Annotated in this window: 13 protein-coding genes and 1 riboswitch; of the genes, 11 read left to right on the forward strand and 2 right to left on the reverse strand. The window is 64.8% G+C overall.

Annotation, left to right across the window (positions count from 1 at the left end; genetic code table 11):
- Positions 1 to 219 precede the first annotated feature (219 nt).
- Positions 220 to 1,695 carry an aldehyde dehydrogenase (NADP(+)) gene (locus GON09_RS25810; RefSeq protein ID WP_213934843.1) on the reverse strand — a complete coding sequence of 492 codons (1,476 nt, stop codon included), beginning with the start codon at positions 1,693 to 1,695 and terminating at the stop codon, positions 220 to 222.
- A gap of 162 nt (positions 1,696 to 1,857) precedes the next feature.
- On the opposite strand from GON09_RS25810, the gene GON09_RS25815 reads away from it, so the two are divergent.
- The 10 genes from GON09_RS25815 to GON09_RS25860 all read left to right on the forward strand — a co-directional run bounded on the left by GON09_RS25815 (position 1,858) and on the right by GON09_RS25860 (position 13,282).
- Complete coding sequence (locus tag GON09_RS25815) at positions 1,858 to 2,994, forward strand: CaiB/BaiF CoA transferase family protein (RefSeq protein ID WP_213934844.1); 1,137 nt, start codon at positions 1,858 to 1,860, stop codon at positions 2,992 to 2,994.
- A 50-nt stretch (positions 2,995 to 3,044) separates the two neighbouring features.
- Positions 3,045 to 4,163, forward strand: coding sequence for an acyl-CoA dehydrogenase family protein (locus GON09_RS25820; protein ID WP_213934845.1), 1,119 nt, complete (start codon positions 3,045 to 3,047; stop codon positions 4,161 to 4,163).
- Positions 4,164 to 4,170: 7 nt separating this feature from the next.
- Positions 4,171 to 5,370 (forward strand): CaiB/BaiF CoA transferase family protein, encoded by a 1,200-nt coding sequence (locus GON09_RS25825; RefSeq protein WP_307854544.1) that lies wholly within the window; start codon positions 4,171 to 4,173, stop codon positions 5,368 to 5,370.
- Positions 5,367 to 6,533, forward strand: a complete 1,167-nt coding sequence (locus GON09_RS25830) for a zinc-binding dehydrogenase (RefSeq protein ID WP_213934846.1) — start codon at positions 5,367 to 5,369, stop codon at positions 6,531 to 6,533. The genes GON09_RS25825 and GON09_RS25830 overlap by 4 nt, the downstream gene beginning before the upstream one ends.
- A gap of 47 nt (positions 6,534 to 6,580) precedes the next feature.
- Positions 6,581 to 7,669: a glycoside hydrolase family 88 protein gene (locus GON09_RS25835; RefSeq protein WP_213935224.1), complete on the forward strand. Its 1,089-nt coding sequence runs from the start codon at positions 6,581 to 6,583 to the stop codon at positions 7,667 to 7,669.
- Between the two features lie 55 nt (positions 7,670 to 7,724).
- Positions 7,725 to 8,906 (forward strand): GAF domain-containing sensor histidine kinase, encoded by a 1,182-nt coding sequence (locus GON09_RS25840; RefSeq protein WP_213934847.1) that lies wholly within the window; start codon positions 7,725 to 7,727, stop codon positions 8,904 to 8,906.
- Positions 8,903 to 9,541 carry a response regulator gene (locus tag GON09_RS25845; protein WP_088898949.1) on the forward strand — a complete coding sequence of 213 codons (639 nt, stop codon included), beginning with the start codon at positions 8,903 to 8,905 and terminating at the stop codon, positions 9,539 to 9,541. Before GON09_RS25840 ends, GON09_RS25845 begins: the two co-directional genes overlap by 4 nt.
- Before the next feature lie 130 nt (positions 9,542 to 9,671).
- The gene (locus GON09_RS25850; protein WP_244867031.1) at positions 9,672 to 10,982 is read left to right on the forward strand and encodes an MFS transporter; all 1,311 of its coding nucleotides are present in this window, start codon (positions 9,672 to 9,674) and stop codon (positions 10,980 to 10,982) included.
- A 174-nt stretch (positions 10,983 to 11,156) separates the two neighbouring features.
- Positions 11,157 to 11,918 (forward strand): SDR family oxidoreductase, encoded by a 762-nt coding sequence (locus tag GON09_RS25855; protein ID WP_213934849.1) that lies wholly within the window; start codon positions 11,157 to 11,159, stop codon positions 11,916 to 11,918.
- A 14-nt stretch (positions 11,919 to 11,932) separates the two neighbouring features.
- Positions 11,933 to 13,282 carry a potassium channel family protein gene (locus GON09_RS25860; RefSeq protein ID WP_213934850.1) on the forward strand — a complete coding sequence of 450 codons (1,350 nt, stop codon included), beginning with the start codon at positions 11,933 to 11,935 and terminating at the stop codon, positions 13,280 to 13,282.
- Positions 13,283 to 13,443: 161 nt separating this feature from the next.
- On the opposite strand, the gene thiC is transcribed toward GON09_RS25860, so the two are convergent.
- Positions 13,444 to 15,228 (reverse strand): phosphomethylpyrimidine synthase ThiC, encoded by a 1,785-nt coding sequence (gene thiC / locus GON09_RS25865; protein ID WP_213934851.1) that lies wholly within the window; start codon positions 15,226 to 15,228, stop codon positions 13,444 to 13,446.
- Positions 15,227 to 15,336, reverse strand: a riboswitch (TPP riboswitch). (Overlaps the previous gene by 2 nt.)
- Positions 15,337 to 15,477: 141 nt before the next feature.
- On the opposite strand from thiC, the gene GON09_RS25870 reads away from it, so the two are divergent.
- Positions 15,478 to 15,816 carry an ArsR/SmtB family transcription factor gene (locus tag GON09_RS25870; protein WP_213934852.1) on the forward strand — a complete coding sequence of 113 codons (339 nt, stop codon included), beginning with the start codon at positions 15,478 to 15,480 and terminating at the stop codon, positions 15,814 to 15,816.
- Positions 15,817 to 15,820 lie beyond the last annotated feature (4 nt).

A 15,820-nucleotide genomic window follows, 5' to 3' on the forward strand; every position in this document is an offset into this window, starting at 1 on the left:
GATCCCCACATCCCAAACGACACGACGGCCTCCCGAGGGAGACCGTCGTGTCGTTGATTGTGCGGTACACACTGCGGTACACACTGACGTGACCGACCGCGCGGATCACTGGATGTTCTTGGGACACAGCGCCGCGGGCTAACCTCGGTGCAGCCGAGTAACAGCCCCGGGCCTGGGCGTGCCCTGCCTGGACCGGGGTGACACCGCGAGTGGGTCGCCCTACGACAACCGGCCGTTCACCCGGCGGGGGATACCCCACGGGTTCGCATCGACGAGAGCAGGAGGCAGGTGCTCTTCGGGCACCGCCTGATAAGCGACCGGACGCAGGAACCGCCGAATCGCGGTGGCTCCGACGGAAGTGTGTACCGAGTTGGTGGCCGGGTAGGGGCCACCGTGGTGCTGAGCCCAACCGACGGCCACGCCGGTGGGCCATCCATTCCAGATGACGCGCCCCGCACGGTGTGCAAGCGCACCGAGCAGTCCCGCAGCATCGGGGTCGTCTTCGGTTCCGTGGACGGTCGCTGTCAGCGTGCCCGGCAGGACGGTCATCGCCGCGTACAGCTCCGCGATCGATGTGTAGGTCACGATCAGTCCGAACGGACCGAAGCATTCTTCGAGCAGGTCCTGGGGGTTTCGACGCAACGCCCGAGCGTCGGTCACGCCGATGACCGGGCGCACCGACAGATCGTCCAGACCACTCTGTTCGGGCGCTGCTACCGACCGAACATCGCGATGGTCGAGGATCTCCTGGGACACCTCGAGGAACGACTGTCGGATCCCTGCGTGCAGCAGACGGAACGAATCATCCGTGACCGCACTGCGAACGAGCCACTCGATCGAACTCTGCTCGGGAACGAACAGCAGCCCCGGCTTGGTGCAGAACTGACCCGCGCCGAGGAGTAGCGATTCGAGGAACTCGCCGGCGATCTTTTCCGACCGGTCCTCGGCGGCGGCGGGTGTCACGAACACCGGGTTGGTGCTGCCGAACTCACCGTAGAACGGGATGGGATCCGGTCGACCGGCTGCCAGATCCGCCAGCGCCCGGCCACCCGATGTCGAACCGGTGAACCCGACGGCGGTGATACGCCGATCCTGGACGAGCTGACGTCCAATCTCGGCGCCCTGCACAACTCCGAAGGTGCCGTCCGGGGCGCCGCACGCCTGCAGTCCCTCGTCGATCGCCCGTGCATAGGCGGCGGTCAATCGTGGCTGAGCAGGGTGAGCTTTGGCCACGACGGGGCAGCCGGCAGCCAATGCCGAAGCGGTGTCTCCGCCGCCGAGCCCGAACGCGAACGGAAAGTTGCTCGCACCGAACACTGCGACAGGTCCGGTGGGCACGAGCATCCGGCGCAGATCGGGACGCGGAGCAGGGTGCGCATCCGGATCGGCCGTGTCGATGAGCGCTTCCAGCCAGGAGCCCTCCTCAACGACCTCGGCGAACATCCGCAGCTGCGTCGTCGTCCGCGTGACTTCGCCGCGCAGGCGCGGCTCGGGCAGTGAGCTGTCGGCGGCCGCCAGCGGCACCAGTTCCGAAGCTGTGGCGTCGAGCGCATCGGCCACCGACCGCAGAAGGTGCGCTCGCTCGTGCAGGTCCGTACGAGCAAGAGGCGTCGCGGCGGCGTCGGCGGCGTCGAGAATCCGCTCGTAGTCCTGCGCGGTGGTGTCGGGGAGAATTTCTGTCGCAGTGGTTTCCATTGCTGTCCTGTCGAATTCGGAGCATCGCGTGCTGAGTGTGTGGATCTCAGTGTGCGGGAGAACCGATGTGATGCGACATCTCCACATGGAGATGGTGTGAGTGCAGTCACCGCCTCCAGGATGGGCATCACACGAGATACCGGATGACTTTGGAGGACGACGATGACCGCAACGACAGGACCACTCGCGGGGGTTCGGGTACTGGATATGACACGTCTGGCGCCCGGCCCGTACGCGAGCATGCTGCTCGCGGACCTCGGCGCAGAAGTGATCGCAATCGGTGGTGGTCGTTCCGGGCTTCCGGTGCCCGCGCTGTCGCGAGGCAAGGAATTCATCTCGCTCGATCTCAAGACCTCCGACGGCCTCGACGCCCTGCACACCCTCGTTTCGGAAGCCGACGTCTTCATGGAAGGATTCCGCCCCGGGGTGGCAGACAAGCTGGGCGCCGGCTACGCGGAACTGTCGGCCCTCAATCCCGGACTCGTCTACTGCAGCGTGACGGGCTACGGCCAGAACGGGCCCATGGCGCAGCGCGCCGGGCACGACATCAACTACCTGGCCATCGCCGGTGCCCTCGGAACCTTCGGCCCCTCGGATCAACCGCCGACACTGCCGCTGAACCTGGTCGCCGACTTCGCAGGCGGCGGATTGCTGTCGGCATTCGGCATCATGTCCGCCCTCTACGACCGCACGCGTACAGGCAAAGGCCGGTACATCGATGCCGCCATGGTCGACGGCGTGCTGTCGATGATGGGAATGAACTTCGTCGATTGGCAGACACCGACACTGCCCGGCCGTGGACACGGCGTACTGACCGGATCGATGCCGTTCTATCGGTGCTACCGCTGCTCCGACGATCGCTACGTCGCAGTCGGAGCCCTCGAGATCGCCTTCTTCGAACGATTGTGGACCACCCTCGACCTCGGTGCCGTTCCGAACCATTTCGACGAGTCCACCTGGGACCACATCGAAAAGTCGCTGACCACAGCATTCGAGACGAAGACGATGGCGGAGTGGACCACGGTGTTCGCCGACGTCGATGCCTGCGTGACACCGGTGCTCGAACCGCACGAACTGGCCACCTTCGATCAGATCGTGGCCCGGGACCCGGACTTCGCACTGGATTCGGTCCCTGTGGTCCCGGTGTTCTCCGACGGCCCGACACGGCGCGCCACCGACACCCACGTCAAGACCGAGGAAGTGCTGCGCCGTGCCGGTGTCGCTGAAGACCTCGCCCACCGGGCGGCCGCAGACGGTATCCCCTCGTCCGTGACCGGCCTGAGCTGGCCCCCACTGTGACCGTCGAACTTCCGAATCATCACCTTCCCCACACAGACCAGGAGTAATTCATGAGTATCGAATATCGCGAATTCCGCGAGAGCGTCCGCAAACTCGCGCAGACCAAGATCGCACCGCACGCCGCCGATGTGGACGACAAGGAACGATTCCCCTCGGAATCCTGGGCAGCCCTGCGAAGCAACGACCTGCCCGGACTCGCCTACCCCGAAAGCCTCGGCGGCAGTGGAGCCGACCTGCTCGCCCAGGTCATCGCTGTGGAAGAAGTCGCAGCCTCCTGTGCAAGCACGGCGCTGGTCATGCTGGTCAACTGGGCCGGCACCTCCACCGTGCTCCGCCAAGGCTCCGACGAACTCAAGCAACTGGTGGTACCGAATGTCGCGTCGGGCGCCGCCGGCGCCGCATGGTGCATGACCGAGCCGCGCGTGGGCTCGGACCTGTCGGCGATCGCAACGACCGCTATCCAGGATGGGTCCGACTGGATTCTCAACGGTCAGAAGCGGTTCATCAGCAATGCGCCGTGGGCCGACTGGTACGCCGTGCTGGCAAAGACCGGCGAGAAGTCACTCGGCATCTTCATCGTGCACAAGGACGACGCCGGCGTCAGTTTCGGCGCGCCCGAAAAGAAGATGGGTATGCGCGGCAGTCCCACGACCGACGTCATCTTCGACGAGTGCCGACTGCCCGCAGTCCGCGTCGTCAACGACCCCTACCAGGGGTTCGCGTACATCTCCGAGGAACTGAACGTCAGCCGGGCACTCATCGCCGCGCAGGCCCTGGGCATCGCACAGGGCGCATTCGACGCCGCCGTGTCGTACACGACCGACCGCGAGCAGTTCGGCCAGTCCATCTCCCGCTTCCAGCTTCTGCGAGGCATGGTCGCCGATATGGCCGTCAAGATCGAGTCGGCCCGCGCGCTGCTGTACGACGCAGCCCGTCTCATCGACGACGGGGAACCGGCGGGACGGACGAAGGCGGCCATGGCGAAGCTGCTGTGCAGCGACACCGCCATGTCGGTGACCACCGATGCGCTCCAACTGCACGGCGGATACGGCTATGTCCGTGACTATCCGGTCGAGCGGATGATGCGCGACGCCAAGATCACCCAGATCTACGAGGGCACCAACCAGATCCAGCGGCTCATCATCGCCAAGTCGGTTTACGGAAAGTAGGCGCACCGTGCACCACCCCCAGCAACAGCAAGCGCTGAGCGGCATCCGGGTACTCGATCTCGGCGAGATCATGCAGGCACCCGTGGCGGCGCAGGTTCTCGGCGACCTCGGCGCCGAAGTGATCAAGGTCGAGCGCGGTGTCAACGGAGACATGCTGCGAGGCCTCGATCGCGAGTCACTCGACGAAGGTCGCCCCAGTGCCTACTTCGCCGCGGTCAACCGCAACAAGCGCAGCATCGCACTGAACCTGAAAACTCCTGAGGGGCAGGATATTCTCCATCAGCTCCTCGCGGAGACGGATGTACTCATCCACAGCTACCGGACCGCGGCAGTCGAACGACTGGGCTTGACCTACGACGATCTGCACGAGCGCTATCCCCGGCTCGTCTACGGTACCGCGACCGGATTCGGCGAGACCGGACCGTACGCCCACAAAGCAGGCCAAGACATGCTCGCGCAGGCACTGAGCGGAATGGCACGCGCGTGCGGTGACCCGTCGATCTCGGCATACGTACATCCGGTACCGACCGTGGACTACGCCTCGGGTATGGCCCTTGCCCAAGGAATCTTGGCGGCACTGTTCGAACGCGAGCGTTCCGGCCGCGGCCAGAAGGTCAGCGTCAACCTCTTCGATACAGCACTGGCCCTGCAGACTCTCGAAAGCTCCACACTGCTGGCGTACCAGCGTGAGACCAACTGGGTCAGCGACTGGTACAGCGGCATCTTCGAAACGAACGACGGCCTGCTCCTGGTACTCGGCCTGTTCCGCGAGAACGCTCTGCGTCTGGCATGCAAAGCCCTCTGCATCGACGATCTGTCCGTCCAGCCGACGTTCGCAACACCACAGCTCCAGGCAGAGAACAAAGAGGCCGCCAACGCGGTTCTGCGTCCGCTGGTCGCACAGTTGAGCACCGCCGATGCGGCGGAGTTGTTCGACGGGGTCGATCTGCTGTGCGCACCGCTGCTCACCCTGCAAGAAGCGCTCGATCATCCCCAGACGCGTCACAACGGCACGCTCGTCGACGTCGATATCGAAGGTGTGCGCACCACCCGGCTGATGGGCAACCCCGTCACGTTGTCCCGTACACCCGCCCAGGTGCGCCGAGGGGTGCCGGCGGTCAGTGAACATGCCGACGAAATCCTCCACGAGCTCGGTATCTCCGAGTCCCATGTCCAGACCTTGCGCAGTAAGGGAGTGATCCGATGAGTAATGCGATGCAGACGGACCCGACGAGCCCGACCACCGGCACCGCCACCGCCACCGCCACCGCGATGGTGCTCGAAGGCTTCGGACAGACCATGACCGCGACAACATTTCCGCACGTGACCCCCGACGCCGGCGCGGTCGTCGTCGACGTCACGCACGCGGGAATCTGCGGAACCGACATCCACCTGCAGCAAGGTCGCCTGCCCATTCCGGTACCGATCATCCTCGGACACGAGGCGGTCGGTCGCGTACACGCCCTCGGCGAGGGAGTCACCACCGACGCCCGGGGCGAGCAGCTGCACGTCGGAGACGCGATCTCATGGGCGTCCAACATCCCCTGCGGGCACTGCTACTACTGCCAGGACCAGCACGAACCGTCCCTGTGCGAGACCCGCAAGGTGTACGGCATCAACCAGTCCTCGGCCGACTGGCCCCATCTGTCGGGTGGGTGGTCCGAACAGATCTACCTCCAGCCCGGCTCGACGATCATCCGCATCCCGTCCTCGGTGACCCCGCAACAGGTGATCGCACTCGGCTGCGCCGGCCCAACCGCCGTCCACGCCGTGAACGATATCGCCAAGCCGCAGACAGGCGATGTCGTCGTGGTCCAGGGCAGCGGACCGGTCGGTCTGGCCTGCGCCATGTACGCCACACTCGCCGGCGCGGCGAAAGTGATCATCGTCGGCGGGCCGGCCAACCGTCTCGAGGTCGCGCAGGCCGCCGGCATCGGCGACATCCACATCGACATCTTCACCGAGACCGATCAAGAGGCCCGCCTGGAACGGATCCTCGCGCACACACCGGACGGGCGCGGCGCCGACGTCGTCATCGAGGCCACCGGCGTCCCGACCGCAGTAGCCGAGGGCATCGACCTCACCCGCCGCGGCGGCAAGTACCTCGTCGTCGGGCAGTACACCGACCACGGCACCACCCCGATCAACCCCCACTACATCACCAAGAAGCAGCTGCAGATGCTGGGAAGCTGGGCGTTCTCTCCGCAGAACCACCTCGAATACGTCGAATCACTCCCCCGGCTGACCGCCCACTTCGATCTCGCGTCGATGGTCACCGAATACCCGCTCACCGAGGCGGACGACGCCATGGCCGATATGCGGGACGGGCGCACGCTCAAGTCGGTCCTCACCACCGGAGGTCGGTCGTGACCACCTCCCGGTACACCGCGGCCCGGTACACCGCGGCGATCGAGGCGATGCTCGAGCGGATCGACTCGACCGCCAAGCAGACCGACGGCACCTTCCCGCACTACGGTGACATCGAGTCCGGCGAATGGACCACCACCGCTGACGGAAACTGGACCGGAGGATTCTGGGGTGGCCTGGCCGCACTCGGCTTCGCCGCCTCGGGTGACAAGCGCCTGGCGCACCTCGCCGACGACATCACCGCACAGATCCTGCCCCGGCAGAGTTCCGACACCGCCTTCCGCGGCTTTCTCTTCTGGTACGGGGCGGCAGTCAACCACCTCGTCACCGGAAGCGACGACGCGGCGCAGACTGCATTGGCAGGTGCCCACGGACTGCTCTCCAGCTTCAACGATCGCGCCAGCATCATCCCACTCGGAGCAGAAGCAGAAGAAGCAGAGGCGGTCGGAGAAGGCGCAGCGAACATCGACGCCGTCCCGGGCACCGTCGCGCTGCTGTCGTGGGCCTCGGCACATACCGGCGACCCGCGCTTCCACGACGCCGCGATCCGCCACGCGCAGCGGCATATCGAACTGTGCATCCGAACCGATGGCTCGGTCTGTCAGTCGGCACGATTCGACACATCCAATGGTGCACTGCTGGATCGCTATACCCACAAGGGCATGAACGCCGACAGCACCTGGGGCCGGGCACAGGCGTGGGCGATGGTGGCATACGCCCAGGCGGCACAGTGGGCATCGCCGTCCTTCCTGCCGACCGCCGTGCGCCTGGCCGAGTGGTGGCTCGACCGCACACCGAACGGCGCCATCGTGTCCTGGGACTTCGATGCCGGCACCGGTACCGATGTTCCGATCGACACCTCCGCCACGGCCATCGCCGCTGCCGCGCTGCTCAAGCTCGATCGGCTCGTCCCTGAGCGGACCGACTTCCGGGACCGGGCCGTCGCCCACGTCGAGGCACTCCTCGATCACCTCACCCCCACCGGACCGCACGACAGCAGACCGGCAGGGATCCTGATGGACGGTTGCTTCGACAAACGCCGCGACTTCGCGACCCGAAACGAACTGATCTGGGGCGACTACTTCTTGCTCGAGTGCCTGATCAACCTGAACAACCGGTCCGATACGCTGAAGTTGTGACCGAGCCACCATGACGGGTCACCCGAGACCCCGGGAAGAAGATCGAGGAAAGCCGGTGTCGGAAAATACACCTACTGCAGCTCACGAGTTCACCCACTCGGACCTCAAACCGTCGATCCTCGACAATCTCGCACTTTCGCGCGCCGAGCTGCTGGTTCTGACCGACGAAGCGTCGGCGATGACCACGGCAGGCCAGCGGATCCGGGAGATCGGCGACTTCGACATGTCGCTCATCGGGCGCGTCGAGGTCGATGGGGTGATGGTTCACCGCAGTTGGCAGGGCACGAAGAGCAACGCTCTGCACCGACTGGTGGTGCCGGAAGGGATCGGGCTCGGCGGCAAGAGCATCATGCTCCAACAACCCGTCTGGGTACGGGACTATCTGTCCGACCCCGGAATCACCCACGACTTCGACGCGCTCGTGGAACAGGAGTCACTGCGAGGAATGCTTGCCGTGCCCATGGCCTACGAAGGTCATGTCCTCGGCGCCATGTACGTCGGCACCCGCGAATATTCGTCCTTCGGTGATCGAGTCATCGCAGAGATCCAATCGATCGCCGACACGGCCGCCGTCACTCTCCTCAGCGCCCAAAGGGCCGCGACCCAGACAGAACTCGCCCTCGAAGCCGAACGGAAACGGCTCGCCGAATCCCTGCACGATTCCGTGAGCCCAGTCCTCTTCCGGATCGGCGCCGAACTGCAGAGCCTGCGCGCCCTCGGTGACGCGCAGGCGATCCACGATCGCCTGCAGGAGATCACCGAACAGGTACACGCCGTCAATGCTTCCATCCGCAGATCGCTGACCGACCTCACCGCGCGGCCTCCCGAACGAAATCTTCCGGTCGGCATCGAGGAGGACTGCCAGGCATTCACGCTCCGGACCGGTATCCCGGCCCGTTTCGTGCCCCTGACCGAATCTCCCGACCTCGATGCCAGCCGCGTCGAGGCCCTCCAGCGCCTTGTTCGCGAAGCGCTGGTCAACGTGGAAAAGCACGCCGACGCGTCCACCGTGGTGGTCAGCTTGTCGGTGCGGTCGGGCAGGGTGACGGTCGTCATCAGCGACGACGGCCGGGGCGTCGACGGCACCGAGGATCCGATGCGAGGAAGCCAGCTGGGGCTCGGATTGGCTGCAGGGCGCCTCGAGCGGCTCGGGGGCGGCATGTCGGTCGTCAGCGACGACGAAAGCGGCACCACCGTGCGCGGCTGGGTAGACGCTCTGGAGGGACCGAACACATGACCGCGCCACCGAAGACCATCCGCATCCTCGTCGTCGACGATCATCCGATCGTGCGTGGCGGTGTGGAACTTCTCGCCCGCGAGGACACAGACCTCGAAGTCGTAGGAGGTGCACTGACCGGCGCTGCCGCGGTCGAATTGGCCCGCACCCTGCCCGTCGACGTCATCCTCCTCGATCTTCGGCTCCCCGATATCCCTGCGCCGGAACTGATTCCGCGTCTTCGGCGAGCCGCGCCGCACGCGCGGATATTGCTGTTCACCGCGTTCGCCGATCACGGTGCCATCGATCTGCTGATGGAAGCAGGCGCCGACGGCTGCCTCGTCAAGGACATCAGCGGACAGGACTTCGCCACAGCCATTCACCGTGTGTCCAGCGGAATTCGGGTGGTCGACCCGAGGTTGACGGGGCCACGAAAAGTCGTGACCTCCGAGGCGTTGTACCGGGCCGGCCTGACCCGGCGCGAGTACGAAGTGCTGCGTTTTGCGGCCATGGGTCACAGCAATCCCGAAATCGCTCAGGAACTGTCTCTCACCCGCAACACCGTGAAGACCTATCTGCAGAGCGCCATGCAGAAACTGAACGCGCGCAATCGCGTCGAAGCCATTGCACGCGCTCACGAACTTCGCTTGCTCTGAACCGAATTCGCATTCCCCGGAGCGCACTCCACCTCTCCACATGGAGATGTTGTGTGTTCTGGGTCACCCATATATTCGAGCCGCAGAAATCATCTCGCGCTCGCGGCAACGGAGGCCCCACATGCCAAAAATGTCCCAAACATCGAAAGTAGGATTTGCCAGCGGTGTCGGCACAACAGTCGAATGGTACGACTTCTTCATCTACGGCACCGCAGCCGGACTCGTCTTCAACAAGATCTTCTTCCCCGAGTTCGACTCTCTGATCGGCACTCTGCTCGCCTTCGCCACGTTCTCCGCTGCCTTCGTGGCGCGCCCGCTCGGCGGAGTGGTGTTCGGTCACTTCGGTGACCGGATCGGACGCAAGTCCATGCTCGTCATCACCTTGACCATCATGGGCTTGACCACTCTCGGAGTCGGGCTGCTCCCGAGCTACGAGACCATCGGCGTCGCCGCACCGATCATCCTCGTCACCTTGCGTTTCGTGCAGGGTCTCGCACTCGGTGGTGAGATCGGCGGGGCAATTCTCATGGCCGTCGAACACGCTCCCGCCGACAAACGCGGCTACTACGGCAGCTGGGTGCAAATGGGCGTGCCGGCAGGATTGATGCTCGGCAATACGGTCTTCCTGTTGATGGCCGGACTGTCTCCCGCAGCGTTCGAATCCTGGGGATGGCGAATTCCCTTCCTGATCGGCGGCGCATTCGTCGCGATCGGCCTGTTCGTCCGACTGCATGTCGGCGAAAGCCCGAACTTCGACCGCGTCAAGAAGAACGCACAGCTGGAAAAGCTGCCCATCGGGGTGGTCCTTCGCCACTACCCCAAGCAGGTCCTCCTAACCTGCGGCGCCTACTTCGCCATCGGCGTCACCTTCTACGGCACTACGGTATTCGGCCTCAGCTACGGCGTCACGCAGGTCGGCTACACCCGAAACCAGATGCTGACACTCGTCCTCGTCGCCATGGCGGTCACGTTCGTCGCACTACCGTTGTTCGGCAAGCTGTCAGACGCCTACGGCCGAAAGCCGGTCTTCCTCGCCGGGGTTCTCGCCATGCTGCTGTTCACCTTCCCCTGGTTCTGGCTGGTCAACTCCGGATCCTTTGCGCTGGCGATGATCGGGTTCGTGGTGTTCTGCCTCGCCTTCGCAACCTCCTACGGTCCCCTCGCAGCCTTCTTCGCCGAAGCCTTCGACACCCGCATCCGCTACACCGGAATCTCCTTCGGCTACACGATCGGCACCCTCGCCTCGAGCGCTCCCGCACCGATCGTCGCCACGTACCTGCTCGATCGCACCGGCTCGTACGTCGCCGTGGCGCTGTTCATGGTCGCAATGTGCGCCATCTCCGTCGTCTGCGTGATCGCCATGCGCGAGACCTACCGGCAGGACCTCTCCGACAACGACGAAACCTCCGGACAGGAACAGCTGTCACCGACCTCTCACTGAGCACGCTCACGCACCGGTCCCCGGTCGACGACACGCCCGCCCCTTCGGCCGGCCGTCGATCCGTCCGCGCATGATCCCACGGCCGTGGACCTCGACAGACATCCATCCCACCCCGATTCCCGGGGGCGCGGAACGCCTCCCCCCGCGCCCCCGGCACCCTCGAAACGAGTCCAGATGAGCATCGCCGAACCGTCGCTGCACCCGTTGGCTCTGCCCACCACCTCACTGCGTGTCCTGGTCACCGGCGTCGAACAGAACGAAGGTGCCCACGTGGCCCGAACGTTGGCGGCAGCCGGACACCACGTGTTCACGCACAGCTTCACCCTCGATGCTGCCGAACACCTCGCCGACCGAATCACCGATGACGACGGAATCGCTCATCCGGTCGCGGCCGATCTGACCCTCGAATCCGACGTCGACAACATGTTCACCCACCTCGAGCGACGACACGGCGGCATCGACGCGCTCGTGCACACCGCATGGCTACCCGGTCCGGAAACCGCATGCCACACGCTGAGCAGGATCCGCCCCGCCGACTGGGGCCGGTTCACCTACGACCACATGGCCTTGTTGTTCCACACAACCAGACGTGCTGCAGTATCCCTCCACCGCACCGGCGACATCGGATCGATCGTCACCGTCACCGGCCTGGACACGCTCCGCAGAATCACCGACACCGATCGAGGACCGGCGCGAGACTCCATGGACGGCGCAATCGAATCCTTCGCTCTCGCCGCCGGACGTGAACTCGGCAGTAACCTCTTGCGGATCAACAACATCCGTCTGGTACCCACCCCGACTCCGGAGACAAGTGTCACCGCTGCCGCCCCCATACGCCTCGAAGCGGTGCTACCGGAGCTGATCGACCCAGCATCCGATATCGGCTCCGGTGGCATCTTCACTGCCTACACCTCGTTCCCTGCACCTGTACGGTGACCGGCGTCGGCCCGATGTCCCCATTCGTTGTCATTGGCGCGTCGAATGTTGCCCGGCTCGTGTGCGCCTCGCTCACCCAACGCCGCTTCGATGTTCTCCACCTCGATGCACCCGACGACCCGGAACTTCTGCAGATCCCCCAGCACGATCCGGCTGGGGTCGCCGTCGTCACCCACGACGACGCGGTCGCCGTACGCTACGCCCTCGCCATCGCCCACATCAGTCCCCACGTGCCGATGGTCGTGACCATCTTCGACCGCACTATCGCCAACCAGCTCACCCGGTTGATTCCCCACTGTCAGGTCACCTCACCCGCAGAGCTCGCAGCCCCCTCGCTAGCCGGACCGTGTATCGCCCCCGCAGTCGACGCGGCGTACACCGGGCCCGACGGCACCGCGCGCGTAATACAACACCACCCCCACGGCGACCAACCGACCTGGCTGCCTCTACCCCACAGCCGCACCAGCAGAATTCGCCGCCGGTTCGTCCACTCCGTGGGCGCACTGCGATCCCACGACGCCGGCACCCGCATGCTGCTCACCGGCCTGACCGGCCTGCTCGCCATACTCCTGCTCGACTGGACATGGCTCACGTTCGGCAAAGGCCACCACTGGGTCGAGTCCCTCAAGGAAGCAGTCCAGGTCGTTGCCACCGTCGGTCCCGCCCCGGTTTCACACGGCGACCACGCCTACGACACATTCGCCGCCTTGGCGATGTTGGCGGCGATGGTGTTCACGGCCATGTTCACCGCCGGGATAATCGAACGTCTACTCGGAGCCAGCCTCATCGGCTTGATCGGTCAACGGGTTCTACCTCGCCGCAACCACGTCATCGTGGTCGGCTTGGGGCAGGTCGGACTCCGGCTGTGCCTTGAACTCCGAAAACTCGGCATCCCCGTCGTAGCCATCGAACGAGACGATCGAGCCCGCAACCTGCGCCTGGCCCGAGCACTGAACATCCCCACCATCGTCGGGCACGGCACCGACAGAACCCTCCTCGAACGCGCCCGCCTCGACCGAGCCCTCTGCCTGGCCGCCGTGGGCTCCGACGACCGCGACAACATCGCCATCTCCGTAGCAGCCCACGGCGTACATCCCGCAACCAGGCTCGTCCTCAGAGCCGGCGAAAACGAAGCCCTCACCGACACCGGATCCCTGATCCCGCTGGGGATTACCAGGAATGTCGCAATGATGAGCGCGACCTTCGTCGTCGCGCGTCTGCTCGGTCTGGACGCCCATCGAGTCGTAGTTGCGAATAGCACAATCCACCTCGAACTCAACGGGACTTTCGAACAGTTCGTCCTCTCCGCACGACACCATTGCCCCCACGTCACCAGAACAGATGCTCACTACCCCCTCATTTGAGGTGCGTCTTCGAAAGGCACCACGAGGTAGCGAACATCAATATGGCACGCATCCGGAACGGACAGGCCTATGCCCTGGTGATTGCCGAGTCATGCGGCCCTGTGCGATCTTTTCTTCGTTACGTCGTGACCGCCACCAGCATCCGGAACCCCTCGCATCCCTTATGTGAGCGCACCGCTCGTTTCGGCCCCAGTCGCCTTGTGCCCCGGTGCACCCTCAAGAACAGGAACGGTGGGCGCATCCAAGTACACCGTGCTGCCGGCGGCCCGGAACCGCGCGGACATGTGCTGCGTCCCGGCGACGGCGGCTTGGTCGGCGCCGTCACCGAACCTGGCCCGAATGTCTTGGGAGATGCGCATGGAGCAGAACTTCGGCCCACACATCGAGCAGAAGTGCGCGGTCTTGGCCGGTTCAGCCGGAAGGGTCTCGTCATGGAACTTCTCGGCCGTATCCGGATCCAGTGATAGAGCGAACTGATCCCGCCACCGAAACTCGAAACGCGCCTTCGACAACGCGTCATCACGCTCGACCGCACCCGGATGGCCCTTGGCGACGTCGGCGGCGTGAGCGGCGATCTTGTACGTGATAACTCCGGTCTTCACGTCGTCCCGATTCGGCAGTCCCAGATGCTCCTTCGGGGTGACGTAACACAGCATCGCCGTGCCGTAGCGGGCGATCTCGGTAGCCCCGATCGCGGAAGTGATGTGATCATAGCCCGGAGCAATGTCGGTCACCAGCGGCCCCAGTGTGTAGAAAGGCGCTCCATGACATAACTTCTGCTGCCGCTCCACATTTTCCCGCACCAGATGCATCGGAACATGGCCAGGACCTTCGACCATCACCTGAACGTCATAAGCCCAGGCACGGGTGGTCAGTTCGGCAAGGGTGTCCAACTCGGCATACTGCGCGGCGTCGTTGGCGTCGGCGATCGACCCGGGCCGCAACCCGTCGCCGAGGGAGAATGCGACGTCGTAGCGACCGAAGATCTCGCACAGTTCGTCGAAGTGGGTGTAGAGAAAATTCTCTTCGTGATGGGCGAGACACCAACCGGCCATAATCGAACCCCCTCGGGAGACGATGTCGGTGAGCCGCTCGGCCGTCAGCGGTACGTATCGCAGCAGCACCCCGGCGTGGATGGTCATGTAGTCCACGCCCTGCTCACACTGCTCGATCACGGTGTCGCGGAAGATCTCCCACGTCAGCGCGTCGGCCTGGCCGGCGACCTTCTCCAGGGCCTGGTAAATCGGCACCGTGCCGATCGGCACCGGGGAGTTGCGGATGATCCACTCTCGGGTGGTGTGGATATCTTCGCCGGTGGACAGGTCCATCACTGTGTCCGCGCCCCAGCGGGTGGCCCAGCGCATCTTGTCGACTTCGTCGACGATGGAGCTGGTCACCGCTGAGTTGCCGATGTTGGCATTGATCTTCACCAGGAAGGACTTGCCGATGATCATCGGCTCGGACTCGGGATGGTTGACGTTGGCCGGGATGATTGCCCGCCCTGCCGCCACCTCCGAGCGCACCAGTTCCACGTCGCAGTTCTCCCGCAGTGCCACGAACCGCATCTCCTGGGTGACGATCCCGGCCCGGGCATAGTGCATCTGCGTGACCGTCCGGCCGGTCTTCGCTCGTACCGGGACAGGTCGGGGCCCCTTCCACTCCCGGGACGCCTCTCCACGCCGCACCGCCGAGCGGCCATCGTCGAGCAGATCCCGCTCTCGCCCCGAGTAGTGCTCGACGTCGCCGCGAGCAGCAATCCAGTCGGCGCGCGCCGGCGGGAGCCCGACCAGCGGGTCGCTGCCGGGCCCTGCAGTGCGGTAGACCCGCAACGGCGGGTTCGGCACCCCGCCGGGAGAGTCGTCCAAACGGATCTCCGTGACAGGCACACGCACGTCGTGTTCCTCGTCGTGGACATAGCTCAGGGCATGCGAATTGGATGCACTCATCGGAATCGTTCCTACTTCCTTCGCCGGCATTACCCGGGCAGGTTCGACGGTCGCAGGCTGCCTCAGCCCGATCTCAGCCCCTGCAATAGGGCTCCCGTGGGGACGGCACCGACCCTAACACCCGCCTCGTCCCACTGCAGATGTAGCTGCCCCTGCCCTCCGAGGCCGCGAGCTCGGCCCCTCCTTTACGAGCTGCAAGGAGGTACTCTTCTATATGTCATTGACTGCTGACTCGAGGAGACCGGGACCTTGTCCGCACAGCTGGCCTTCGATGCCCTCGCCGACCCTGTACGGCGAGCCATTCTCACTGTGCTGGCAGAGCGCGATGAATGCAGTGTGAACGAACTGGTCGAACAGATCGACAGCGTGGGACGCACCGGGGTCTCGAACCACCTCCGAATCCTGCGGCATGCGGGATTGGTCACCGAACGTAAGGTTGGCCGCTTCCGCTTCTATTCGGTCGACCCCGCCGGTCCCGCCCGGGACGTCATCGCGATGTTGCACGACTTGTTCCGAGGAGCGCTGGCAGATGCCGTGGAGGCCGCAGACCGCACCGCTATCACCGACACAACCTTGCGACGCGCATAGCTTC

Origin of the sequence: Rhodococcus sp. B50, from assembly GCF_013602415.1 — a bacterium.
Classification (GTDB): domain Bacteria; phylum Actinomycetota; class Actinomycetes; order Mycobacteriales; family Mycobacteriaceae; genus Rhodococcus.